At 59.9% G+C, this 23,988-nt stretch carries 25 protein-coding genes; 14 read left to right on the top strand and 11 right to left on the bottom strand.

Features of this window, described 5'->3' with window-relative positions; genetic code table 11:
• Positions 1-191: 191 nt before the first annotated feature.
• The 5 genes from H8B20_RS26045 (at position 192) to H8B20_RS26025 (ending at position 4,871) form a co-directional block, all read left to right on the top strand.
• A complete protein-coding gene (locus tag H8B20_RS26045; protein WP_210625006.1) occupies positions 192-1,016 on the top strand; it encodes an NAD-dependent epimerase/dehydratase family protein in 825 nt (274 codons plus the stop codon).
• Positions 1,017-1,060: 44 nt separating this feature from the next.
• Positions 1,061-1,954 carry an SMP-30/gluconolactonase/LRE family protein gene (locus tag H8B20_RS26040; RefSeq protein ID WP_210625117.1) on the top strand — a complete coding sequence of 298 codons (894 nt, stop codon included), beginning with the start codon at positions 1,061-1,063 and terminating at the stop codon, positions 1,952-1,954.
• Positions 1,955-2,014: 60 nt separating this feature from the next.
• Complete coding sequence (locus H8B20_RS26035) at positions 2,015-2,986, top strand: TRAP transporter substrate-binding protein (protein WP_042559675.1); 972 nt, start codon at positions 2,015-2,017, stop codon at positions 2,984-2,986.
• Positions 2,987-3,063: 77 nt separating this feature from the next.
• Positions 3,064-3,591, top strand: coding sequence for a TRAP transporter small permease (locus H8B20_RS26030; protein WP_042559676.1), 528 nt, complete (start codon positions 3,064-3,066; stop codon positions 3,589-3,591).
• Positions 3,591-4,871, top strand: coding sequence for a TRAP transporter large permease (locus H8B20_RS26025; protein ID WP_210625005.1), 1,281 nt, complete (start codon positions 3,591-3,593; stop codon positions 4,869-4,871). Before H8B20_RS26030 ends, H8B20_RS26025 begins: the two co-directional genes overlap by 1 nt.
• A 47-nt stretch (positions 4,872-4,918) precedes the next feature.
• On the opposite strand, the gene H8B20_RS26020 is transcribed toward H8B20_RS26025, so the two are convergent.
• From H8B20_RS26020 to H8B20_RS26010, 3 genes are all read right to left on the bottom strand, one after another.
• The gene (locus tag H8B20_RS26020) at positions 4,919-5,719 is read right to left on the bottom strand and encodes a sulfite exporter TauE/SafE family protein (RefSeq protein ID WP_042559678.1); all 801 of its coding nucleotides are present in this window, start codon (positions 5,717-5,719) and stop codon (positions 4,919-4,921) included.
• 9 nt (positions 5,720-5,728) lie between these two features.
• Positions 5,729-6,973: an NAD(P)/FAD-dependent oxidoreductase gene (locus H8B20_RS26015; RefSeq protein WP_210625004.1), complete on the bottom strand. Its 1,245-nt coding sequence runs from the start codon at positions 6,971-6,973 to the stop codon at positions 5,729-5,731.
• A 164-nt stretch (positions 6,974-7,137) separates the two neighbouring features.
• The gene (locus tag H8B20_RS26010) at positions 7,138-7,479 is read right to left on the bottom strand and encodes an ArsR/SmtB family transcription factor (RefSeq protein ID WP_150595589.1); all 342 of its coding nucleotides are present in this window, start codon (positions 7,477-7,479) and stop codon (positions 7,138-7,140) included.
• A 96-nt stretch (positions 7,480-7,575) separates the two neighbouring features.
• Here H8B20_RS26010 and H8B20_RS26005 point away from each other — a divergent pair, with 96 nt between their 5' ends.
• On the top strand, positions 7,576-8,439 hold the full coding sequence (locus H8B20_RS26005; RefSeq protein WP_210625003.1) for an MBL fold metallo-hydrolase: 864 nt from the start codon (positions 7,576-7,578) through the stop codon (positions 8,437-8,439).
• A gap of 134 nt (positions 8,440-8,573) precedes the next feature.
• Here H8B20_RS26005 and bkdR read toward each other — a convergent pair whose 3' ends face one another.
• Positions 8,574-9,062 carry a Bkd operon transcriptional regulator BkdR gene (bkdR, locus tag H8B20_RS26000; protein ID WP_042559682.1) on the bottom strand — a complete coding sequence of 163 codons (489 nt, stop codon included), beginning with the start codon at positions 9,060-9,062 and terminating at the stop codon, positions 8,574-8,576.
• 185 nt (positions 9,063-9,247) lie between these two features.
• Between bkdR and H8B20_RS25995 the strand changes: the two genes are divergently transcribed.
• From H8B20_RS25995 to H8B20_RS25975, 5 genes are all read left to right on the top strand, one after another.
• A complete protein-coding gene (locus H8B20_RS25995) occupies positions 9,248-10,483 on the top strand; it encodes a 3-methyl-2-oxobutanoate dehydrogenase (2-methylpropanoyl-transferring) subunit alpha (protein ID WP_042559683.1) in 1,236 nt (411 codons plus the stop codon).
• A 1-nt stretch (position 10,484) separates the two neighbouring features.
• The gene (locus tag H8B20_RS25990) at positions 10,485-11,543 is read left to right on the top strand and encodes an alpha-ketoacid dehydrogenase subunit beta (protein WP_042559684.1); all 1,059 of its coding nucleotides are present in this window, start codon (positions 10,485-10,487) and stop codon (positions 11,541-11,543) included.
• The gene (locus tag H8B20_RS25985; RefSeq protein WP_210625002.1) at positions 11,544-12,818 is read left to right on the top strand and encodes a dihydrolipoamide acetyltransferase family protein; all 1,275 of its coding nucleotides are present in this window, start codon (positions 11,544-11,546) and stop codon (positions 12,816-12,818) included.
• A 4-nt stretch (positions 12,819-12,822) separates the two neighbouring features.
• Entirely contained in the window at positions 12,823-14,196 is a 1,374-nt protein-coding gene (gene lpdA, locus H8B20_RS25980; RefSeq protein WP_210625001.1) for a dihydrolipoyl dehydrogenase, read from the top strand.
• A 243-nt stretch (positions 14,197-14,439) separates the two neighbouring features.
• Positions 14,440-15,459: a branched-chain amino acid aminotransferase gene (locus H8B20_RS25975; RefSeq protein ID WP_042559687.1), complete on the top strand. Its 1,020-nt coding sequence runs from the start codon at positions 14,440-14,442 to the stop codon at positions 15,457-15,459.
• Positions 15,460-15,529: 70 nt separating this feature from the next.
• On the opposite strand, the gene H8B20_RS25970 is transcribed toward H8B20_RS25975, so the two are convergent.
• The 3 genes from H8B20_RS25970 to H8B20_RS25960 all read right to left on the bottom strand — a co-directional run bounded on the left by H8B20_RS25970 (position 15,530) and on the right by H8B20_RS25960 (position 18,437).
• A complete protein-coding gene (locus H8B20_RS25970; RefSeq protein ID WP_210625000.1) occupies positions 15,530-16,351 on the bottom strand; it encodes a TIGR03915 family putative DNA repair protein in 822 nt (273 codons plus the stop codon).
• On the bottom strand, positions 16,348-17,568 hold the full coding sequence (locus tag H8B20_RS25965) for a putative DNA modification/repair radical SAM protein (protein WP_210624999.1): 1,221 nt from the start codon (positions 17,566-17,568) through the stop codon (positions 16,348-16,350). Before H8B20_RS25965 ends, H8B20_RS25970 begins: the two co-directional genes overlap by 4 nt.
• A 110-nt stretch (positions 17,569-17,678) precedes the next feature.
• On the bottom strand, positions 17,679-18,437 hold the full coding sequence (locus H8B20_RS25960; RefSeq protein ID WP_210624998.1) for an ArsR/SmtB family transcription factor: 759 nt from the start codon (positions 18,435-18,437) through the stop codon (positions 17,679-17,681).
• Positions 18,438-18,516: 79 nt separating this feature from the next.
• On the opposite strand from H8B20_RS25960, the gene H8B20_RS25955 reads away from it, so the two are divergent.
• Entirely contained in the window at positions 18,517-19,626 is a 1,110-nt protein-coding gene (locus tag H8B20_RS25955) for a cytochrome P450 (protein ID WP_210624997.1), read from the top strand.
• Here the strand turns inward: H8B20_RS25955 and dmeF are convergent.
• The 3 genes from dmeF to H8B20_RS25940 form a co-directional block, all read right to left on the bottom strand.
• Positions 19,623-20,558 (bottom strand): CDF family Co(II)/Ni(II) efflux transporter DmeF, encoded by a 936-nt coding sequence (gene dmeF, locus H8B20_RS25950; protein WP_210624996.1) that lies wholly within the window; start codon positions 20,556-20,558, stop codon positions 19,623-19,625. The genes H8B20_RS25955 and dmeF overlap by 4 nt on opposite strands.
• A gap of 12 nt (positions 20,559-20,570) precedes the next feature.
• Positions 20,571-20,846 (bottom strand): metal/formaldehyde-sensitive transcriptional repressor, encoded by a 276-nt coding sequence (locus H8B20_RS25945; RefSeq protein ID WP_210624995.1) that lies wholly within the window; start codon positions 20,844-20,846, stop codon positions 20,571-20,573.
• A gap of 330 nt (positions 20,847-21,176) precedes the next feature.
• Complete coding sequence (locus tag H8B20_RS25940) at positions 21,177-21,716, bottom strand: chalcone isomerase family protein (protein ID WP_210624994.1); 540 nt, start codon at positions 21,714-21,716, stop codon at positions 21,177-21,179.
• 146 nt (positions 21,717-21,862) lie between these two features.
• Here H8B20_RS25940 and H8B20_RS25935 point away from each other — a divergent pair, with 146 nt between their 5' ends.
• Together H8B20_RS25935 and H8B20_RS25930 are read left to right on the top strand one after the other, a co-directional pair.
• Positions 21,863-22,633, top strand: coding sequence for a hypothetical protein (locus tag H8B20_RS25935; RefSeq protein WP_042559696.1), 771 nt, complete (start codon positions 21,863-21,865; stop codon positions 22,631-22,633).
• A 74-nt stretch (positions 22,634-22,707) separates the two neighbouring features.
• Positions 22,708-23,271 carry a DcrB/PsbP domain-containing protein gene (locus H8B20_RS25930; protein WP_210624993.1) on the top strand — a complete coding sequence of 188 codons (564 nt, stop codon included), beginning with the start codon at positions 22,708-22,710 and terminating at the stop codon, positions 23,269-23,271.
• Here H8B20_RS25930 and H8B20_RS25925 read toward each other — a convergent pair.
• Positions 23,261-23,977, bottom strand: a complete 717-nt coding sequence (locus H8B20_RS25925; RefSeq protein WP_210624992.1) for an alpha/beta hydrolase — start codon at positions 23,975-23,977, stop codon at positions 23,261-23,263. The genes H8B20_RS25930 and H8B20_RS25925 overlap by 11 nt on opposite strands.
• Between the last annotated feature and the right edge of the window lie 11 nt (positions 23,978-23,988).

Below are 23,988 nucleotides of genomic sequence, written 5' to 3'. Positions count from 1 at the left end.
ATAGACACTGCGCCATCGCGAGCAGGCTCACTCCTGCAGGGATCGCATTGTCAGGCGAGAACCGGGCAATCAGCCCTTCCGTCATTTACACCAAAAGTCGCGTTGACAAGATCCGGAAACCCTACCGATACTTCAGCGCAGTCATACGACAACCTACAACAAACCTAATAACAATGAGTTCAGGGATTGCCATGACGTCCACCTCTACCTCACGCGCCCCATTCAATCGCCTGCTGCTGACCGGTGCTGCCGGCGGCCTGGGCAAAGTCTTGCGCGAACGTCTGCGGCCTTACGCCAATGTGCTGCGTTTGTCTGACATCGCTGCGCTCGCCCCGGCCGTGGATGATCGCGAAGAAGTCGTGCTGTGCGATCTCGCCGACAAAAACGCTGTGCACCAACTGGTCGAAGGCGTCGACGCGATCCTGCATTTCGGCGGTGTGTCCGTTGAACGGCCGTTCGAAGAGATACTCGGCGCCAACATCTGCGGCGTCTTCCACATCTATGAAGCCGCTCGCCGACATGGCGTGAAACGGGTGATCTTCGCCAGTTCCAACCACGTCATCGGCTTCTACAAACAGGACGAACAACTCGACGCCAGCTCCGCCCGCCGCCCCGATGGTTACTACGGCTTGTCCAAGTCCTACGGCGAGGACATGGCCAGTTTCTACTTCGATCGCTACGGCATCGAGACCGTGAGCATTCGCATCGGCTCCTCGTTCCCGGAACCACAGAATCGCCGAATGATGCACACCTGGCTGAGCTTCGACGACCTCACCCAATTGCTCGAACGCTCGCTGTACACACCGAATGTCGGTCACACCGTGGTGTATGGCATGTCCGACAACAAGGACGTCTGGTGGGACAACCGCTTGGCCAGCCACCTCGGCTTCGAAGCCAAGGACAGCTCTGAAGTGTTCCGCGAAAAAGTCGAGGCACAGCCGATGCCGGCCGCCGATGACCCGGCGCGCATTTATCAGGGCGGCGCCTTCGTTGCGGCCGGCCCGTTTGGTGACTGACCTGTCCACTTGATCCCCCTCCAACAAGAACCAAGGGAATGAGTATGCAAGCCGAATTGATCGTCGACGCCCGCAACGCAGTCGGTGAAAGCCCGGTCTGGGTGCCGCAGGAAAACGCCCTCTATTGGGTGGATATTCCCAACGGCGGCCTGCAACGCTGGAGCGCCGACACCGGGCATGTTCACGCCTGGAAAGCCCCCCAAATGCTCGCCTGCATCGCCCCTCACAGCCGTGGTGGCTGGATCGCGGGCATGGAAACCGGTTTCTTCCGGCTGTACCCGAACGCGGACGGCAGCCTCGACAGCGAATTGCTCGCTACGGTCGAACACAGCCGCGAAGACATGCGCCTCAACGATGGTCGTTGCGACCGCCAGGGCCGTTTCTGGGCGGGCAGCATGGTGCTGAACATGGGTTTGAATGCGCCCGAAGGTCGGCTCTATCGCTACGGCGCCGCCGAGTCAGGTGTGATCGACGCGCAACTCGACGGTTTCATCGTGCCCAACGGGCTCGGCTTCAGCCCCGATGGCAAAACCATGTACTTGTCCGACTCGCATCCCAACGTGCAACTGATCTGGGCTTTCGATTACGACACTGCCAGCGGCACACCGTCGAACCGGCGCGTCTTCGTTGACATGAATCAACACTGCGGCCGCCCTGATGGCGCGGCGGTCGATGCCGACGGTTGCTACTGGATCTGCGCCAACGACGCCGGCCTTGTCCACCGTTTCACCCCCGATGGACGCCTTGATTATTCGCTGCCAGTGCCAGTGAAGAAACTGACCATGTGCGCCTTCGGTGGCGCCCGAATGGACACCCTGTTTGTCGCTTCGATCCGCCCCGGCGATGACCACGACCCGCAGTCTCTGGCCGGCGGCGTGTTCGCCCTGAACCCCGGCGTCAAAGGCCTGCCGGAGACGCTTTTCAACGATTTGCTTTAACCCGCCTCTGCTGCACCGCTGTGCCTTGAACACAAAAATAACAAGACTGGAGACACCCCCATGGACTTCAAACGCACCTTGCTCGCCGCTGCACTTCCGCTGGCCTTCACCCTCAGCAGCGCCGCTCACGCGCTGGAAATCAAATTCGCCGACATCCACCCCGCCGGTTATCCAACGGTTGTCGCCGAAAAAAGCATGGGCGATGCCCTGACCAAGGAAACCAATGGCGACCTGACCTTCAAGTATTTCCCGGGCGGTGTGCTCGGCTCGGAGAAAGAGGTCATCGAACAGGCGCAGGTCGGCGCGATCCAGATGACCCGGGTCAGCCTCGGTATCGTCGGCCCGGTCGTACCGGATGTGAACGTGTTCAATATGCCGTTCATCTTCCGCGATCAGGCGCATATGCGCGCCGTCATTGACGGCGAAGTCGGCGATGCAATTCTCGACAAGATCAGCAATTCCGAATTCGGTCTCGTCGCCCTGGCCTGGATGGACGGCGGTACGCGCAACATCTACACCAAAAAACCGGTGCGCAAACTCGAAGACCTCAAGGGCATGAAGATTCGCGTGCAAGGCAATCCGATGTTCATCGACACCATCAACGCCATGGGCGGCAACGGCATCGCGATGGACACTGGCGAGATCTTCAGTGCCCTGCAAACAGGGGTGATCGACGGCGCGGAAAACAACCCGCCGACCCTGCTCGAACACAACCATTTCCAGAACGCCAAGTACTACAGCCTGACCGGTCACCTGATTCTGCCCGAGCCCATCGTGATGTCGAAAATCACCTGGGAAAAACTGACTCCCGATCAACAAGTACTGGTCAAGAAAGCAGCCAAAGCCGCGCAGGCCGAGGAACGCGCGTTGTGGGACGCCAAGTCCACCAGCAGTGAAGAGAAACTCAAGGCTGCCGGCGTGGAGTTCATCACCGTCGACAAAAAACCCTTCTACGAGGCCACCGCTTCGGTCCGCGAAAAGTACGGCGCGCCTTACGCTGACCTGATCAAGCGCATCGAAGCCGTTCAGTAACTCTCTGTCCTCAATGAAAGGCCCGGCAGCGCTGACCTCGTTTGGTGTCAGCGCCTGCCCGGTTACGGTGGAACCCGATGAAGAATCTACTGCTGAGCATCAATGACCGGATCTACATGGCCTGCATCTGGGTCGCCGGTCTGTCGGTGCTGACCATTTCCCTGATCATCCCCTGGGGCGTGTTTGCCCGTTACATCCTTGGCACCGGTTCGAGCTGGCCGGAGCCCACCGCCATCCTGCTGATGATGGTGTTCACCTTCATCGGCGCTGCCGCCAGTTATCGCGCCGGTGCACACATGGCCGTGGCCATGGTCACCGATCGCCTGAACCCGAACATGCGCAGAACCATGAGCATCGTCTCCCAGGTGTTGATGGGCATCATCTGCCTGTTCATGACCATCTGGGGCACCAAGCTGTGCCTGTCCACCTGGAACCAGTTCATGAGCGCCATGCCTACCCTGCGCGTGGGCATCACTTACATGCCGATTCCGGTTGGCGGCGCGCTGACATTGATTTTCGTCGTGGAAAAACTGTTGCTGGGTGACCAGAGCAATCGCCGCGTGGTGCGGTTCGATCTGGTTGAAGAAAACGAAGGGGCTGCCTGATGGACGCATTGATTCTGCTGGGCAGTTTTATCGTACTGATCCTGATCGGCATGCCGGTCGCCTACGCCCTCGGGCTGTCGGCGCTGATCGGCGCATGGTGGATCGACATTCCGTTTCAGGCCCTGATGATCCAGGTCGCGGGCGGGGTGAACAAATTCTCGCTGCTGGCGATTCCGTTCTTTGTTCTGGCCGGGGCGATCATGGCCGAGGGCGGCATGTCCCGGCGCCTGGTGGCGTTTGCCGGTGTGCTCGTCGGGTTCGTGCGTGGTGGCCTGTCGCTGGTCAACATCGTGGCGTCGACGTTTTTCGGCGCAATTTCCGGTTCGTCGGTAGCCGACACCGCTTCTGTGGGGTCGGTGCTGATCCCGGAAATGGAACGTAAAGGCTACCCGCGTGATTTCTCCACGGCGGTGACCGTCAGCGGCTCCGTGCAAGCGCTGTTGACCCCGCCGAGCCACAACTCGGTGCTCTACTCGCTGGCCGCCGGCGGCACCGTGTCCATCGCATCGCTGTTCATGGCCGGCGTGGTTCCCGGCCTGTTGATGAGCGCGTGCCTGATGGTGCTTTGCCTGATTTTCGCGCGTAAACGCGACTATCCCAAAGGCGAAGTCATCCCGATGCGCCAGGCCCTGAAAATCTGCGGCGAAGCGTTGTGGGGTTTGATGGCGATGGTGATCATCCTCGGCGGCATCCTGTCGGGGATTTTCACTGCCACCGAATCGGCTGCGATCGCGGTGCTGTGGTCGTTCTTCGTGACCATGTTCATCTACCGCGACTACAAGTGGAGTGAACTGCCCAAGCTGATGCACCGCACCGTGCGGACGATTTCGATCGTGATGATCCTGATCGGTTTCGCCGCGAGCTTCGGCTACATCATGACCCTGATGCAGATTCCGGCGAAGATCACCACGCTGTTCCTGACCCTGTCGGACAACCGCTACGTGATCCTGATGTGCATCAACGTCATGCTGCTGTTGCTCGGCACGGTGATGGACATGGCGCCGCTGATCCTGATCCTCACGCCAATCCTGATGCCGGTGATTCTCGGCATTGGCGTCGACCCGGTGCAGTTCGGCATGATCATGCTGGTCAACCTCGGGATCGGATTGATAACACCGCCGGTGGGCGCCGTGCTGTTTGTCGGCTCGGCCGTGGGCAAGGTCAGCATCGAGAGCACCGTGAAAGCGCTGCTGCCGTTCTATGCGGTGCTGTTCATGGTTTTACTGCTGGTAACGTACGTGCCGGCGATTTCGTTGTGGCTGCCGCATCTGGTGTTGTAACGCAGTACTTGTGGCGAGGGATTTGCTCCCTCGCCACAGGGTTTCCCTCAAGCCCGCAACAACATGTACCCCGCCACCACCAGACACACACTCGCAAAACCCACCTGCAACGCACGTGCCGGCACCCTTGCGCAGAGCTTGCGCCCGATGATCATGCCGACAACGCTGGCGACAATGAACGCCGCACCCAGGCTGTCGATCCGCACCCCGGCATGAAACGCACCGATCACGCCGATCGCCGAAATAAGGCTGATCACCATCAATGACGTGGCAACGATGCCGCGCATTTGCACATCGGTCAGTTGCTTGAACGCCGGCACGATCAAGAAGCCGCCACCCACACCCAACAATCCTGAAACCACGCCCGTCACCGCACCCAATGCTGCCAGGGTTGCAGTGCATTTGGCCGTCCAGTCGAAGCGTCCGGTCTCTTCATCGAGCATGCAATTCTTCTGGCCCCAACTGGCGTGACCATGATCGCTCGGCCCCGCTTGCTGACGCTCGCGCCGCAACATGCGCCAGGCCACCATGACCATCAGCAGGCTGAACAGAATCATCAGGATCTTCTCTGGCAACTGATGCGCGAAGTAGATCCCCAGCGGCGAAAACACCGCGCCGAGTGCGGCAATCAATAGCGCCGCGCGATAACGCACCAGACCATGACGCAAGCCATCGATAGCGCCGACAGCCGCCGCACTGCCGACAGCAAACAACGCCACTGGCGCCGCTTGCGTCATCGTCCAGCCGAGCCCGAGCACCAGCGCCGGTACCGCAAGAATCCCGCCGCCGGCCCCCGTCAACCCGAGGACCAACCCCATCACCACGCCAAACAGACTTGCCAGCAACATAGGGTTTTCTCAATCGACCTTGGACAGGCTGGTCAGCCATTCGCGACCTTTAAGCATGCCGTTCCAGTAGAACCACGGCAGCAGCGTTGCCTTCAACCACCATGCCGACCGACGTGGCACGGTCGGGTCCAGGGCAAAGGTCGGCAGCAATTTACCGGCATAACCGAACTCGGCGAGGATCACCTTGCCCTTCTCCACCGTCAGCGGGCAGGAACCGTAGCCGTCGTATTTCAACAGCAGCGGTTGTTGCTTGCGCAGGGCCAGCAGGTTTTGTGCGACCACCACAACTTGCTTACGCACCGCCGCGGCGGTTTTCGCGTTGCTGGTGCCACAGATATCACCCAGTGCAAACACCTCGGGATAACGCGGATGCTGCAGGCTGTGCGGATTGACTTCGCACCAGCCAGCGGCGTCGGCCAATGTGCTTTGCGCAATGAACTCCGGCGAAACCTGCGGCGGCACGACGTGCAACAGATCGAAGGTTTTTGCTTCGCGGGTGACGTTGCCGTCGGCGTCCTTGACCTCGAACCACGCGGTTTTCGCCGGGCCGTCGACCTTGACCAGATTCGCGTTGAACGCCAATTGCGCGTTGTACTTCTCGATGTATTTCATCAGCGGCGGCACGAACGTGGCCACGCCGAACAACGCGGCGCCCGCCAGATTGAATTCGACATTGATGTTGTTCAGCACGCCGTTCCTGCGCCAGTGATCACAGGACAGGTACAAGGCTTTTTGCGGCGCACCAGCGCATTTGATCGGCATTGCCGGCTGAGTGAACAGCGCCTTGCCGCCGCGCAGTTTCTGCACTTGATCCCAGGTGTACTGCGCGTGCTGATAACTGTAATTGGAGGTAACGCCGTGCTGGCCGAGGCTGTCTTGCAAGCCTTCGATTTTCTCCCAGGCCAGACGCAGGCCGGGACAGACGATCAGGTTTTGATAGCTGACACTGCGTTGATCGCTGAGGGTGAGTTGGCGGTTGTCCGCGTCGATTTGGGTGACCGCCGCTTGAATCCAGGTTGCCTGGCGCGGCATGACTTTGCTCATCGGGCGAACGGTGTCTTTCACGTCATAAGCGCCGCCACCGACCAGCGTCCACGCCGGTTGGTAGTAATGTTGGGAGCTCGGTTCGATGACGGTGATGTTCAAGTGCGGGTCGCGCTTGAGCAGGCTGGCGACGAAAGCGATACCGGCAGTGCCGCCGCCGATGACCACGATGTCTGCACTGATGGATGGGCCACAGTGTTGAACGTTCATTGCTTGTTCCTTATAGCTGCACGCAAGGTTACCCGTCATACACAAAACCCGTGGGAGCTGGCTTGCCAGCGATGGCGGAGTGTCAGTCGCCATCAATATCGAATGAAAAATCCTCATCGCTGGCAAGCCAACTCCCACAGGGAATGTGGTGTGTTGGCGGATATTTACTGATGACCCAGGCTCTTGAGCACAGCGCCACAGTAGAGGCCGGACAATGTTTTCATCACCTGAATCACTTCAGGACTGGCCAGTCCGTAGAAGATGTATTTGCCCTCACGACGGGTGCCGACCAATCCCTCATCGCGCAGGATGCCCAGTTGCTGGGACAGCGTCGGTTGACGCACGCCGGTCATCTTTTCCAGTTCGCCGACATTGCGCTCGCCCTGGGTCAGCTGACAGAGGATCAACAGACGATCTTCATTGGCCATGGCCTTGAGCAGCGAACAGGCCTTGGAGGCCGAGGCGCGCAATTGGGCGACTTCACATTCGGTCAGACTGGATTGCATTTGCATGATGCCTTCAACGTCACTTAAGCTGCGAACATTATGTTTTTACATAAAGTGTTGCAACTGACTTTTCCACCCTTGCACAGGTTCATGTCCATGCCCGCGTTGATTGAAGCCTTTCTTGACCCCGCCTCCTCGACCTACAGCTACGTGGTTTACGAGGCCGACGGCGGACAATGCGCAATCGTCGACCCGGTGCTCGACTACGATGGCGCCGCCGGCCGCACCTGCACCGCTCAGGCTGATCGGATCATTGCGTTTGTCCGCGCACATGACTTGCAAGTGCAATGGCTACTGGAAACCCACGCCCACGCCGATCACCTGTCCGCCGCGCCGTATCTGCGTCGGGAACTGGGGGGCAAGATCGCGATTGGCGAGTCGATCAGCAAAGTGCAGAACGTGTTCAAGGCGTTGTTCAATCTCGAGCCGGAATTCTGTGTCGATGGCTCGCAGTTCGATCACCTGTTCGCGCCAAACGAATCATTCACCATCGGCAACCTTAAGGCCACGGCGCTGCATGTGCCGGGGCATACACCGGCGGACATGGCTTACCTGATCGATGGCGAGCAGATTCTGGTCGGTGACACGCTGTTCATGCCGGATGTGGGCACGGCGCGCTGCGACTTCCCCGGCGGCAATGCCCATCAACTGTTCAACTCGATTCACAAACTGCTGGCCTTCCCTGCCAGCGTGAAACTCTACGTTTGCCACGACTACCCGCCAGAGGGCCGCGAGGCCCACTGCCAGACCACCGTCGGTGAACAGCGTAAAAGCAACATTCATGTGCATGACGGCATTGATGAAACGGCGTTCGTCGAGATGCGTACCAAGCGTGATGCCGGGCTGGGTATGCCGACGCTGCTGCTGCCGGCGATTCAGGTAAATGTGCGGGCGGGGAATTTTCCGGCGGCGGAAGACAATGGCGTGGTTTATCTGAAGATTCCGATCAACAAGCTTTAACGTCAAAAGATCGTCCGATCGCGGCCCGAGCCTGCGGCAGCTTCTACAGGTGAAATGTGCCCCCCATCACTTTGGATTGGAGTGCGTTTCCCGTGTAGGAGCTGCCGAAGGCTGCGATCTTTTGATCTTGCCTTTCAGACACCCAACGTCAACCCATTCGCCGGTAACGGCAACGCCGTTTTATAGCGCACCTGCTTGAGCGCAAAGCTCGACCGGATATTCGCCACCCCCGGCACTTTCGTCAGAAAGTCCATCATGAATCGCTCCAGCGATTGGATGGACGGCACTAAAACCCGGATCAGATAGTCCGGGTCGCCGGCCATCAGGTAGCACTCCATCACCTCGGGGCGATCGGAAATCGCCTCCTCGAAATGCTGCAATGCCTCCTCCACCTGCTTCTCCAGGCTGACGTGAATGAACACGTTGACATGCAGACCCAGCAGATCGGCATCGAGCAGCGTGACTTGCTCGCGAATCAGGCCCAATTCTTCCATTGCCTTGACCCGGTTGAAACACGGGGTTGGCGACAGATTCACCGAGCGTGCGAGGTCGGCGTTGGTGATGCGCGCATTCTCCTGAAGGCTGTTGAGAATGCCGATATCGGTACGGTCCAGTTTGCGCATGAGACAAAACCACCTGTTTTTTATGTTTATGCAGATTTTTTATCTGCAAATCATCTCCAGCGCAACGAAACAGAGAGAAATATTCTTCTTGCCCGCGCCTATGATTGTTGTAGGACAAGATTTCTTCCAGCGAAGAATGACTGCCAGCTCACTACAAGAAATTCACAAGATCGAGCGTAGAAGCCATGACCCAAGCGTACGAACCGCTGCGTCTGCACGTCCCTGAACCCTCGGGCCGTCCAGGCTGCAAAACCGACTTTTCCTACCTGCATCTGACCGATGCCGGCACGGTGCGCAAACCTTCCATCGACGTTGAACCCGCCGACACCGCCGACCTGGCGCGAGGCCTGATTCGCGTGCTCGACGATCAAGGCAACGCCCTCGGCCCATGGGCTGAAAACGTGCCGGTCGAGATCCTGCGCAAGGGCATGCGCGCCATGCTCAAGACGCGTATCTACGACAACCGCATGGTGGTCGCCCAGCGTCAGAAAAAAATGTCGTTCTACATGCAAAGCCTTGGCGAAGAAGCCATCGGCAGCGCCCAGGCGCTGGCGTTGAACGTCGACGACATGTGTTTTCCGACCTACCGTCAGCAAAGCATTCTGATGGCGCGCGACGTGCCGCTGGTCGACCTGATCTGCCAGTTGTTGTCCAACGAGCGGGACCCGCTCAAGGGCCGTCAACTGCCGATCATGTACTCAGTCAAGGACTTCGGCTTCTTCACCATTTCCGGCAACCTCGCCACCCAGTTCATTCAGGGCGTGGGCTGGGGCATGGCCTCGGCGATCAAGGGCGACACCAAAATCGCCTCGGCGTGGATCGGCGACGGCGCCACTGCCGAATCAGATTTCCACACCGCCCTCACCTTCGCCCACGTTTATCGGGCGCCGGTGATCCTCAATGTGGTCAACAATCAGTGGGCGATTTCGACCTTCCAGGCCATCGCTGGCGGTGAAGCCACCACCTTCGCCGGACGCGGCGTCGGTTGCGGCATTGCCTCGCTGCGTGTTGACGGTAACGACTTCTACGCGGTCTACGCGGCTTCTGCATGGGCTGCCGAGCGCGCCCGCCGCAACCTCGGCCCGACCATGATCGAATGGGTCACCTACCGCGCCGGCCCGCACTCGACCTCCGACGATCCATCGAAATATCGTCCTGCCGATGACTGGAGCCACTTCCCGCTCGGCGACCCGATCGCGCGTCTCAAGCAGCACCTGATCAAGATCGGCCACTGGTCCGATGAAGAACACGCCGCCGTCAGCGCCGAACTCGAAGCCGAAGTGATTGCCGCGCAGAAACAGGCCGAGCAGTACGGCACCCTCGCAGGCGGCCAGATTCCAAGCGCCGCGACCATGTTCGAAGACGTCTACAAAGAGATGCCGGAGCACTTGAAGCGCCAGCGTCAGCAGTTGGGGGTCTGAGATGAACGATCACAACAACAATATTCAGCTGGAAACCGCCATGACCACGACCACCATGACCATGATCCAGGCCCTGCGCTCGGCCATGGATGTGATGCTTGAACGTGACGACAACGTGGTGGTATTCGGTCAGGACGTCGGTTACTTCGGCGGCGTGTTCCGTTGCACCGAAGGCCTGCAGACCAAATATGGCTCGTCGCGGGTGTTCGACGCACCGATTTCCGAAAGCGGCATCGTCGGCGTTGCCGTTGGTATGGGCGCTTACGGTTTGCGTCCGGTGGCCGAGATCCAGTTCGCCGACTACGTCTACCCGGCGTCCGACCAGATCATTTCCGAAGCGGCGCGTCTGCGCTATCGCTCGGCTGGCGAGTTCACCGCACCGATGACCCTTCGCATGCCGTGCGGTGGTGGCATCTACGGTGGCCAGACCCACAGTCAGAGCATCGAGGCGATGTTCACTCAGGTCTGTGGTCTGCGCACGGTCATGCCGTCCAACCCGTATGACGCCAAAGGTTTGCTGATCGCCTCCATCGAAAACGATGACCCGGTGATCTTCCTCGAACCAAAACGCCTGTACAACGGCCCGTTCGACGGCCACCACGACCGCCCGGTAACCCCGTGGTCGAAACACCCCGCTGCGCAGGTTCCGGACGGCTACTACACCGTGCCGCTGGACGTCGCCGCGATCACCCGTCCGGGCAAGGACGTGACCGTGCTGACCTACGGCACCACCGTATATGTCTCGCAAGTGGCCGCTGAAGAAAGCGGCGTCGATGCCGAAGTCATCGACCTGCGCAGCCTGTGGCCGCTGGACTTGGAAACCATCGTCAAATCGGTGAAGAAAACCGGTCGCTGCGTAGTGGTTCACGAAGCCACTCGCACCTGCGGTTTCGGCGCAGAGTTGGTGTCGCTGGTGCAAGAGCACTGTTTCCATCACCTGGAAGCGCCGATCGAACGCGTCACCGGTTGGGACACCCCCTACCCGCACGCGCAAGAGTGGGCGTATTTCCCTGGCCCGTCCCGAGTGGGCGCGGCTTTGAAACGGGTCATGGAGGTCTGAATGGGCACGCACGTTATCAAGATGCCAGACATTGGCGAAGGCATCGCAGAAGTAGAACTGTCGCAATGGCACGTCAAGGTTGGCGATCTGGTGGTTGAAGATCAGGTGCTGGCCGATGTCATGACCGACAAGGCGATGGTCGATATTCCGTCGCCGGTGCATGGCAAGGTGATTGCGCTCGGTGGTCAGCCGGGTGAAGTGATGGCGGTCGGCAGCGTGCTGATCAGCATTGAAGTGGAAGGCGCGGGCAATCTGAAAGAGTCGGCGGCGCCGGCTCCGGTTACTGTCAAGGAACCTGCTGCACCGAAAGCCGAAGCTGTCGTAGAGACCAAACCCGCCGCCGCTGCACCGCGCTCGGCTGCCGTTTGTCAGGGCCCGATGGTTGCCCGTGAGGCGAATGAGCGTCCGCTGGCCTCCCCGGCCGTGCGCAAACATGCGCTGGATCTGGGCATTCAATTGCGTCTGGTGCGTGGCAGTGGCCCGGCCGGTCGCGTATTGCACGAAGACCTCGATGCCTATCTGGCGCAATGTCAGTCCAACGCTCAAGCGCCAGTCGCCGCCGCTTATGCCCAGCGCAACGACGAAGAACAGATTCAAGTGATCGGCATGCGCCGCAAGATCGCCCAGCGCATGCAAGACGCCACTCAACGTGCCGCGCACTTCAGCTACGTGGAAGAAATCGACGTCACCGCGATTGAAGAACTGCGCGCGCATTTGAACGAAAAACACGGCGCCAGCCGCGGCAAGTTGACCTTGCTGCCGTTCCTCGTCCGCGCATTGGTGGTGGCCCTGCGCGACTTCCCGCAGATGAACGCCCGTTACGACGACGAAGCCCAAGTCATCACTCGCCTCGGCGCCGTGCATGTCGGGGTCGCCACGCAAAGCGATGTCGGCCTGATGGTGCCGGTGGTGCGTCACGCCGAAGCGCGCAGCCTGTGGGACAGCGCTGCAGAAATCTCGCGCCTGGCCAACGCCGCGCGCAATGGCAAGGCCAGCCGCGATGAACTGTCCGGCTCAAGCATCACCCTGACCAGCCTCGGTGCGCTGGGCGGCATCGTCAGCACGCCGGTGCTGAATCTGCCTGAGGTGGCCATCGTCGGCGTCAACAAAATCGTCGAACGTCCGATGGTCGTCAAAGGCCAGGTAGTGATCCGCAAGATGATGAACCTCTCCAGCTCCTTCGATCACCGCGTGGTCGATGGCATGGACGCGGCGCTCTTCATCCAGGCCATTCGCGGCCTGCTCGAACAACCCGCAACGCTGTTTGTGGAGTGATGCAATGCAAACCTTGAACACCACGCTGCTGATCATTGGCGGCGGCCCCGGCGGCTACATCACGGCGATTCGCGCCGGGCAACTGGGCATTCAGACCATTCTGGTCGAAGGCCAATCGCTGGGCGGCACTTGCTTGAACATCGGCTGCATTCCCTCGAAAGCGCTTATCCATGTGGCTGAGCAGTTTCATCAGACCCAGCAGCACAACCAGCATTCGGCACTGGGTATCAGCGTTTCGGCGCCGACCCTCGATATCAGCAAAAGCGTCGAGTGGAAGGACAGCATTGTTGATCGCCTGACCACTGGCGTCGCCGCATTGCTGAAGAAGAACAAGATTCAAGTCATCAACGGCTGGGCCAAAGTCATCGACGGCAAAACCGTGGAAGTCGGCGACACGCGCATTCATTGCGAGCATCTGGTGCTGGCCACCGGTTCGACCAGTGTCAACCTGCCGATCCTGCCGATTGGCGGACCGATCATCTCCTCCACCGAAGCGCTGGCGCCGAAAAGCGTGCCGAAACGCCTCGTCGTGGTCGGCGGTGGTTATATCGGTCTGGAGCTGGGCATTGCTTATCGCAAGCTTGGCGCTGAAGTCAGCGTGGTCGAGGCGCAGGAACGCATTCTGCCGGCTTATGACGCTGAGCTGACGCAACCGGTGCATGAAGCGCTGAAGCAACTGGGCGTGAAACTGTATCTGAACCACAGCGTACTGGGTTTCGACGGTACGTTGCAGGTGCGTGATCCAAACGGCGACACCCTGAATCTGGAAACGGATCAGGTGCTGGTGGCCGTCGGTCGCAAACCGAATACGCAAGGCTGGAACCTCGAAGCATTGAATCTGGACATGAACGGCTCGGCGATCAAGATCGACAGCCGCTGCCAGACCAGCATGCGCAATGTCTACGCTATCGGCGACCTCAGCGGCGAGCCGATGCTGGCCCATCGCGCCATGGCGCAAGGCGAGATGGTTGCCGAGCTGATCAGCGGCAAAAACCGCGAATTCAACCCGACAGCCATCGCTGCCGTGTGCTTTACCGACCCGGAACTGGTGGTGGTCGGCAAGACGCCGGACGAGGCCAAAACTGCCGGGCTCGACTGCATCGTTTCCAGCTTCCCGTTCGCCGCCAATGGCCGGGCAATGACCCTGGAATCGAAAACCGGCTTCGTGCGGGTGGTTGCGCGTCGCGACAATCATCTGATTGTCGGTTGGCAGGCGGTGGGTGTCGGGGTTTCGGAGTTGTCCACGGCGTTCGCGCAGAGCCTGGAAATGGGCGCGCGGCTGGAAGACATCGGCGGCACCATTCATGCGCATCCGACCTTGGGTGAAGCGGTGCAGGAAGCGGCGTTGCGTGCTTTGGGGCATGCGTTGCATCTGTAATTCAGGACTTTTGCGGATGGCCATGAAGGCCCCTTCGCGAGCAGGCTCGCTCCCACATTTGAAATGGGTTCTACCTGTGGGAGCGAGCCTGCTCGCGAATTCCTGAGGGCAACACGAATTATCTGTCTGTCATCCGATAGTCCGGGCTGCGAAACCGCTCAAGAATGAAGTATTGTTGTGCCCATCCAAAAAACGTCAGAAGCCTTGAACCGTTTCGACGGTTGTTCAGTGATAGAGGGTGTCATGGGTAACGAAAGCATCAATTGGGACAAGCTGGGTTTTGACTACATCAAGACCGACAAGCGCTATCTGTCGTACTTTCGCGATGGCGAGTGGGACAAAGGCACCCTGACCGAAGACAACGTGCTGCACATCAGCGAAGGCTCGACTGCCCTTCACTATGGTCAGCAGTGCTTCGAAGGCATGAAGGCCTATCGTTGCAAGGACGGTTCGATCAACCTGTTCCGCCCGGACCAGAACGCCCTGCGCATGCAACGCAGCTGCGCGCGTCTGCTGATGCCGATGGTCGAAACCGAGCAGTTCATCGAAGCCTGCAAAGAAGTGGTTCGTGCCAACGAGCGTTTCATTCCGCCATACGGCACCGGCGGCGCGCTGTACCTGCGTCCGTTCGTGATCGGCGTGGGTGACAACATCGGCGTGCGCACTGCGCCCGAGTTTATCTTCTCGATCTTCTGCATCCCGGTCGGCGCCTACTTCAAGGGCGGCCTGACCCCGCACAACTTCCAGATTTCCAGCTACGACCGCGCCGCCCCACAAGGCACCGGTGCAGCCAAGGTCGGCGGCAACTACGCGGCCAGCCTGATGCCGGGCTCGAAAGCCAAGAAAGCCAACTTCGCTGACGCGATCTATCTGGACCCGATGACCCACACCAAAATCGAAGAAGTCGGCTCGGCCAACTTCTTCGGGATCACCCACGACAACAAGTTCGTGACCCCGAGCTCGCCCTCGGTACTGCCGGGCATCACCCGTCTTTCGCTGATCGAGCTGGCGAAAACGCGTCTGGGCCTGGAAGTGGTTGAAGGCGATGTGCTGATCGACAAACTGGCTGACTTCAAGGAAGCCGGCGCCTGCGGCACTGCGGCGGTGATCACCCCGATCGGCGGCATCAGCTACAACGACCATCTGCATGTGTTCCACAGCGAAACCGAAGTCGGCCCGGTTACCCAGAAGCTCTATAAAGAGCTGACTGGCGTGCAAACCGGCGACATCGAAGCGCCAGCGGGCTGGATCGTCAAGGTTTGATCTGACGGTTGCTGATGTTCAAAAGCCCCCACCGGGAAACCGGTGGGGGTTTTTTATTTAGAGCGATCTTTTATTTAAGCGCAATCCGTTTCCCGGAACGCCCGGCAATCCCGCTCGCCTGCCCATTCTGCTGCTTGCCCATCCGCGCTTGCGTGATCAGTCCGGGGATCAATTCCCCCTCCGGCAGATTTTTCCAGAATCGCACCGGCAAATGGCCCTGCATCACTTTCGGGTTCAGCCGCGCCGGGTTGAAGATGTGGCTGTAATAGGTCAACCACAGATTGCCGTGCGGATCGTCGACGTTCTGCGCCATTTGCTGCCATTCCACCGGGCATTGGCGCTCATGGATCAGTTGTTCACCATCGAAATAAACGCCATCACGCGGGGTCGCGATCAACCAACGGTGCCGGCCCATGCGCGCGACGAAATGCTCGCTGGCGCTGTGCAGGATGTCGTGCGCCGGTTCGTGCCACGCCACATATTGCGGGCCGGGCAAATCCGTCGGCCGCTCAATGAAGCGCACGAAAGCATGCAGGTGGTGGGCTTCGCGGCGTACTTGCTTGATCCGCCGCTGTAACTCGCTGCCCAGCTTGTCCCCAGCCATCATCGCCGTGCGATCGCCGTGGCTGACCCGCCACAACACTTCGTACAAGAGACTCCAGCGCTGGTCGCCACGATATTGTGCGGCTTGCCCAAGCGTATCGAGCAATGCACGCGGAATTCGCGCCTGAAACGGCCCCTGCCCTTCGGGGATTTGATGCTCACTGGCGAACAGATCACTGACGCCCTCGCTGGCCCAGCTCACCACACTCGGGTCGACTTCATGGCTAAGCAGCCAGCGTGCCTGCTGGCGCCAGGTATCGAACAGGTCGTCGCAATCGAGATTGATCATACCCACAACCCCATCTGCTGCGGCATCGGCCGATCGCGCAATTGCTGATAGAGCAATTGACTGGTGACCTCGGCCTGCTGCGGGTGGTAATCGCTGGTGATGATGAACGGCTTGGCCTTGGCCAGCACACAGCGCATGCGCGCCACATCTTCGTAACGGATGCGCCGCTGCCGACGCAACTCCACCAGACGTTCCGTGGTGCGCAGGCCAATGCCGGGAATACGCGCGATCAACGAGGGTTCAGCGCTGTTCAGATCCAGCGGGAATACCTCGCGATTCTGAAGCGCCCACGCCAGTTTCGGGTCAATGTCCAACGCCAGGTTTCCCGGCCCCTTGAGCAACTCGCCGGCGCTGTAGCCGTAGCTGCGCAACAGAAAATCAGCCTGATACAGGCGATGCTCGCGCATCAGCGGCGGTGCAGCCAGTGGCACGCTTTTCGGGCTGTCGGGGATCGGACTGAACGCCGAGTAGTAGACCCGGCGCAGCCGGAAGTTACCGTACAAGGCCTGGGCGCCATGGAGGATGGTGCTGTCGTCGGTGTCATCGGCGCCGACAATCATCTGCGTGCTTTGTCCGGCCGGTGCGAACTTTGGCGCACGAGGCTCGTTGAGTACGGTCTGCTCGCCGGTGTAGATGGTCTGCATCGCCTGCTTGATCGAACCGATGTGCTTTTCCGGTGCGAGGATTTGCAGGCTGGCATCGGTTGGCAGCTCGATGTTGACGCTCAGGCGATCAGCGTAGCGCCCGGCCTCCGCGATCAATGCAGGGTCAGCTTCGGGAATGGTCTTGAGGTGGATGTAGCCGCGAAACTCGTGCTCTTCGCGGAGCAATTTGGCCACTCGAACCAGCTGCTCCATGGTGTAGTCGGCCGAGCGGATAATCCCCGAGCTGAGAAACAGCCCGCTGACGCAGTTACGCCGGTAGAAGTCCATGGTCAGCGCCACGACTTCCTCGGGTGTGAAGCGCGCGCGAGGCACATCACTGGAACGGCGGTTGACGCAGTATTGGCAATCGTAGAGGCAGAAATTGGTCAGCAGGATTTTCAGCAGCGAGACGCAGCGCCCGTCCGGCGTATAGCTGTGGCAAATGCCCATGCCATTGGTCGAGCCCAGACCACTCTTGCCCTCGGAACTGCGCTTGGGCGCGCCACTGCTGGCGCAGGAGGCGTCGTACTTGGCGGCGTCGGCGAGAATGCTGAGCTTGTCGATGATTTGCATGGCACGGGCCCTTTACTGGTTGCATATACAGTATAGGGTCGACCTGTCAGGTTCAAGGTGAAAAAGTGCCCTTCGTCGGTAGATCAAAAGATCGCATCGTGCGATAGCTTCTACACGTGATCACGGCCCGCCGGAGTTGCCGAAGGCTGGGGTCTTTTGGTCTGGCTGTTCTCAATCGGCAACGCGATACCGAACTTCGCACGAATTTCCTTGCGCCCCACCGCCGTCAACGCCAACGCCCGACTGTCCAGATCCTGCGTCACCCACTTGCGCTTGAGCGCTGCTTGCAGCAACGCCGCCCCCAGTGACCCGCCAAGATGTGGCCGGCGCATGCTCCAGTCCAGGCACGGGCAGGCAAATTTGCGCCGCAGTGCATTCAAGTCCTCGACCTCAATGCCCAACCCCGCAAACAGCGCCTTACCGTTGTCGCTCAAGCGATACGCCTGCTCGTCGGTTGCCACCAACCACCCCGCTTCGAGCAAACGGTCGTGCAGCATCACCGCCAGTGTCCCGGCCATATGGTCGTAGCACGTGCGGGCGAATTGCAGGCGATCCGGTGTGTGTGGCTTGAAGGTTGGCGCGGCGTTCTGGCTGATCACCATCAACGCTTCCAGCGCCTGTGCGACGCGTTTGTCGGCGAGGCTGTAATACCGATGGCGACCTTGAACATGCAGACGCACAAGCGCCAGATCCTTGAGTTTGGCCAGGTGCGCACTGGCGGTGGAGGCGCTGACTTCAGCAACGGCTGCCAGCTCGGTGCTGGTGCGAGCGTGGCCGTCCATCAGCGAGCAGAGGATTTTCGTCCGCGCCGGCTCGGCGATGGCGGCGGCCACCTGCGAGACGCCGATGTCTTGATGTTCTGCGTGCATATTTCGCTCCCCGACGAATCATCGCCGTTACGGACTGCAGATAGTAGCAACACTTTCCTCATCGACAAGGCTGCGAACCATGGACCCGATCATCGCTGTGACTCACGCCGATCCTTATCCCTACTACGCAAAACTACGCAGCATGGGCGGACTGACCTTTGATCCCGAACTGAGACTGTGGGTCGCCAGCAGCGCTCGCGCCGTCTGCGCGGTATTGGCTCATCCAGACTGCCGGGTGCGGCCAGCGCTGGAGCCGGTGCCCAAAGCGATTGCCCGGGGCATGGCCGGCAAGGTCTTCGGCCACCTGATGCGGATGAACGACGGCGAACGCCAGCGCTGCCCACGTTCGGCATTCGAGCTGCCACTGGGGCTGATCGATCAGAACGAAGTCCGGGCGCGAGTCAACGCACGACTGCTCAGCACGGATGCGGACGGCTTGTACAAAGCCATGTTCCGCGGTCCGGTGTCGGTGGTGGCAGCGTTGCTCGGGTTTTCTCCGGCGCAGAGTCGGACGATCAGTGCGCTGACGGCGGATTTTTCGGCGTGCCTGTCGCCACTGAGCACCGACGTGCAACTGGCGGCTGCCCATGTCGCCGCCGAACAGTTGCGCGGGCAGTTCATCGAGTTGTTGGCCGAGCCCGCGGTGAACCGTTCTTTGCTTGCAGGTATCAGGCAGCGCTTTGAAGGGGATGAAGAAAACCTGATCGCCAACCTGATCGGCCTCTGCTCGCAGACGTTTGAAGCCTGCGCGGGGCTGATCGGCAATGCGCTGCTGGCGTTACATCGTCAGCCCGAGTTGCGTGGCGAATCAGTGGAAGCCTTGCTGAGTGAACTCCAGCGCTTCGACCCGTCGGTACAGAACACCCGGCGCTTTGTCGCCGCATCCTGCGAAATCGATGGTGTGCGCGTCGAGGCTGGCGCGGTGATTCTGGTGCTGCTGGCCTCGGCCAACCGCGATCCGGCCCTGAACGACAACCCTGACCAGTTTCTACTGGATCGCCCAAACCGCCGCAGTCTGAGCTTTGGCAGCGGTCGACATCAATGTCCGGGACAAGCGCTCGCCATGAATATTGCCAGCGCGACGGTGCAGGAAATTCTCACTCACGGCATTGAACTGGAACACCTGAGCTGGCACTACCGCCCGTCCCTCAATGGGCGGATTCCACTGTTCACTGAAGTGAAGAATTAAGCGCTGTGCAGTTCGATGGTCAAGTGCGACAGCTCATGCACCGGTGCCAGCCGTGCGCGAACGGCTTCTGCGGTAACCCCTGCACTCGCTACCACGCTGACAATCGCCGCCCGTGCTTGCGGGCCAACCTGCCAGACGTGGAGATCGCTGATCCGCACGTCGCCCGAGGTTTCCAGCAGCTCGCGGATTTCGGCAGCCACCGGCTCATCGGTGGCGTCAAGCAACACAGCGGAGCTGTCACGCATCAGGTTGAACGCCCATTTGGCAATGACGATGGCGCCGACAATACCCATCACCGGATCCAGCCAGACCCAGCCGAGATACCGGCCAGCCAGCAACGCGGCAATCGCCAGTACCGAAGTCAATGCATCGGCCAGCACATGAACGTAGGCTGAACGCAGGTTGTTGTCGTGATGGTGATGACCGCCATGTTCGTGAGCATGGTCATGATGATGGCCGTGGTCATGCCCGTGGTGGCCCATCAACACAAAGGCGCTGACCAGATTGACCGCCAGCCCCACAACGGCAATCACTGTCGCCTCGCCAAACGCCACGGTGGTCGGCTGGAACAGGCGCAGGATCGACTCGCCGGCAATGCCCAGCGATACCAGCCCCAGCACCATGGCCGAGGCGAAACCGGCCAGATCACCGACCTTGCCGGTGCCGAAGCTGTAGCGCTTGTTGTTGGCATTGCGCCGGGCAAAACCATAGGCCGCAGCGGCAATACCCAACGCGCCGGCATGGGTCGCCATATGAAAACCGTCGGCCAGCAATGCCATGGAGCCAGTGATATAACCGGCGGCAATCTCGCCGATCATCATTACAAACGTCAGCGCGACCACCCAAAGTGTGCGACGGGCGTTTTCATCGTGAGAGGCGCCGAGAAACTGGTGATCGTGGCTGTGGCGATCAATCTGTGGAGTCAGATTCATGATGTTGGCGCTCTATTTGGAATAACGGCGGATAGCCAGAAGCAAGTCTTCGGCACCTTGTGCGCGCGCTTCGTCACTGAGGTCGGGGTGCGCGACGTGCTCACGGGTGTGAGCTTCAATGAATTGCTCCATCAAGCCGTTGACCGCCCCCCGAATCGCAGCGACCAGATGCAGGGTCTTGGCGCAATCGGCATCACCTTCGAGCGCTTTTTCCACCGCTTGAACCTGACCGGCAATGCGCCGGACGCGGTTGAGCAGTTCATCTTTGTGTTCATGAATGTGCGACATACCTATACCCCCTACCCCTATACTCCTTGCATGCTCGCTGATTACATCGCCAGCGGCAAGAGGCAACCGGATGAGAGGAGCAGACCCTTGCCGATCCTCCGCGTCTGCAAGATGGACGTGCACAGATAAAGGTTATGCGGCATCGCTGATCACCGACAGCGACGGCTTGAAGCCTTGATTGATGCAGTATTGGGATCAACCGTGACACTACCGGCCACTTCCGGCGGGCAGAACGGTGTAGTAGCGATTTCGGGCAAGCTGAGTTTCACCCGCACATTCGTAAACCAGTCGAAAACTCAGCTCAGGCGTTTCGACCTCGTTGACGAGAGCTCAAGATCCCGTCACGCCCAGCAATTGCTGGCGCAGTTCGGGATTGCGCGTACGCGGATTCAACCAGATATCAAAAAACGCTCGGGCAAACTGCGGGTCATCGATCTCATGCTGCAACTGCTGACCGACAAAAAAACGTGCGCCCTGCCCCGGCAAATACACCCCGGTGATACGGGTGCCGGCCTGAACATCGACGAACGCCTGCTGCATCTGTGCCTGCCAGCCGGTCAGTTGTGCCGGGGTGACGGAGGCTCCATTCAGACGTTTGATTTCATCAACGCTGGCTTCGACCAGATCGTCGCGAGAAATCTTGCGCTGGTAGATCAACTCCAGGGCAAAAGGCTGCCCGTCTGCCAGAGGCTGCGCGGCACTCCACAGCCGTGCGTTATAAACGTCGAAACCGAACACACTGAAATCGCCGGTACCAATGATCCTGGCGCCGGGCACTTCGTCCTGCCAGTTGGCCCAGACAGGCGCCACCAGCAAGGCCCAAAAGCTTATGGCACAGCACCCACGCAAAACATTTTCTGATCGGCTCATTACGTCATCGACTCTGCGAATCCCTCATAAGCAAAGCATAGCCGGATATCAGACCAAAAATCTTGTATACAAAAATTGCACGCATCTGCAGCAATGTACGTGCAGCAATGCTACCGTGGCCGTCTCTCACTGACGGAGACACCCGCGTGCTGATCCTCAAACTGCTGCTGATTCCCGGTTTTTTGCTGCTGATCTCATTGGCCGGCAAGCGCTGGGGGCCTAGCGTCGCCGGTTGGCTGTCGGGTTTGCCGGTGGTGGTCGGGCCGATTCTGTTTTTCCTGGCGATCGAACAGGGGCCGCAGTTTGCCGCGCAGTCAGCAGTGGCCGCGTTGTCGGCGATGTTCGCCATGATCGCCTTCTGCATCACGTACGCGCAGGTCGCGCAGAAGGCGAACTGGCCGTGGGCGCTGAGCGCTTCGCTGGCGGTCTGGGCGACGCTGGCGTTGGTCTTGTCGCTGATCCCGGCGTCGCTGCCGTTTTCTATAGGGGCGGCCGCCGTTGCTTTATTGGCGGCGCCCTACCTGTTTCCCAAGGTGCAACCGGTGCTCAATCGCTCGGCGCCAAAGTCGGACAAACTGATCTGGCGGATGATCGCCGGTGCGGCGTTGACGCTGCTGGTGACGATGCTGGCCAGCACCGTCGGCGAACGCTGGAGCGGACTGCTGGCAGTCTTCCCGGTGCTCGGCAGTGTCATGGCGGTGTTTTCCCAGCAGACCCGCGGCCCCGAGTTTACCGCGGCATTGTTGCGCGCGACGGCGACCGGGATGTACTCGTTTTCGGCGTTCTGTCTGGTGTCGGCACTGACCTTGCCAAGCCTGGGCTTCAGCGGATTTGCTATTGGCGTTGCCGTGTCAGTGGCCATGCTTGGCGTCACGCGCAAACTGCTGGCCAAACCGGCACCGCAGCCGCAAGCCTGACGAGACGTGCTGGAGTGCCGAGGCGCTGCGTGGGATGATCGCCCGCCTGGCATGACCACTTCCCGGAGATTCGAATGACATTGTTGAGCAAGAAAGCCGTCGTCCTGTTGCTGGCGGCGGTTGCCGGTCTCGGCGCCATCAACGCTCAGGCCGCCAAGGCCAAGGAAAAAACCGCCACCGAGAAGGTTTCGATGCTGGGCGGCAAATTCGCCTTCACCCTGCCCAAAGGCTTCGTTGCCGAACCGCTGCCGGCAAGTCCGACCGGTGCCACGGGCACGATGTACACCAACCAGACCAGCAAAACCGTGGTCATCGCCGCAGAAAACCAGATCCCCGAAGGCAACAACGTCAAGGACAACGACAGCGAGTTCCTGGACGCCAGCGTGTCAGATTTCATCGAAGCCCAGCGCAAAGCGCTACCGGACTTCAACAAACTCAGTGAAAAAAGCCTGACCCAGAAAGGCACTGGCCTGGGATTGCGTCAGGTCGACAGCACCGCCAGCCAGGGCGGCGGCCAAACCCTCAACACGACGTTGATGGCGGGTTCCGGCACACGCATGGCGCTGGTTCAGGTGATCTCCCGGGTCAGCGACAAGAAGGGTCACGATGCGCTGGTGAAGACCATCCTCAAGGATTGAGCTGTTGCAACCAGGCGTTCAAGTCCCGCAGTTCGGCCGCACTGATGCTGTGGCCGACGCCGGGATACGCGTGAAACTGCGGTTTGTAATCCAGTTTCTGGAGTAATGCATTGGCCTCAGTACCGAGGTGATACGGCACTGGATCATCGGCCGTGCCGTGACCGATGAAAATGCTCAGCGGCAGCGGTTGTTGCCCTGTCTTCAGCTCTGCCTTCAACACCGGCAATAAACGCCCGCTCAACGCTGCAATACCGCCCACCGCCACGGGTGGTCGCAGGCCCACCTCGTAGGTCATCATCGCGCCCTGGCTGAACCCGATCAGGTACACCTTGTCCGGGGCAGCGTGATATTTCTTCGCCGCTTGCGCTACAAAATCCCGAAGTTTCTGGCCGCTGACTTTCAGATCATCGGTCTCGCCGTTGTAGGCACCTTCGCCTTTCTTGCGAAACCACTGGAAACGCCCTTCGCCTAACGTCAGCGGTGCCTGCACCGAGAGGTAGTTGTACTGCGCCGGCAGCTGAAATTTCATGCCGATCAGATCGGCTTCATTGCTGCCGTAACCGTGCAGGAAAATCACCAACGGACGTGGATCGGCGTCAGGGTGAACCTGTTCGATGTACTTGAGCGGCAGATCGGATTGCAGTGTGATTTGAGCATGAGCGGCGGTGGACGCCAGGAGGGTCAGCAAAGCAAACGCCTTCAACATAAATCTTCCTT

Source organism: Pseudomonas sp. P42, from assembly GCF_017973755.1.
Classification (GTDB): domain Bacteria; phylum Pseudomonadota; class Gammaproteobacteria; order Pseudomonadales; family Pseudomonadaceae; genus Aquipseudomonas; species Aquipseudomonas iridis.
Note: the sequence above shows the minus strand (reverse complement) of the source record. Positions and strands in the feature narration are given on the sequence as shown.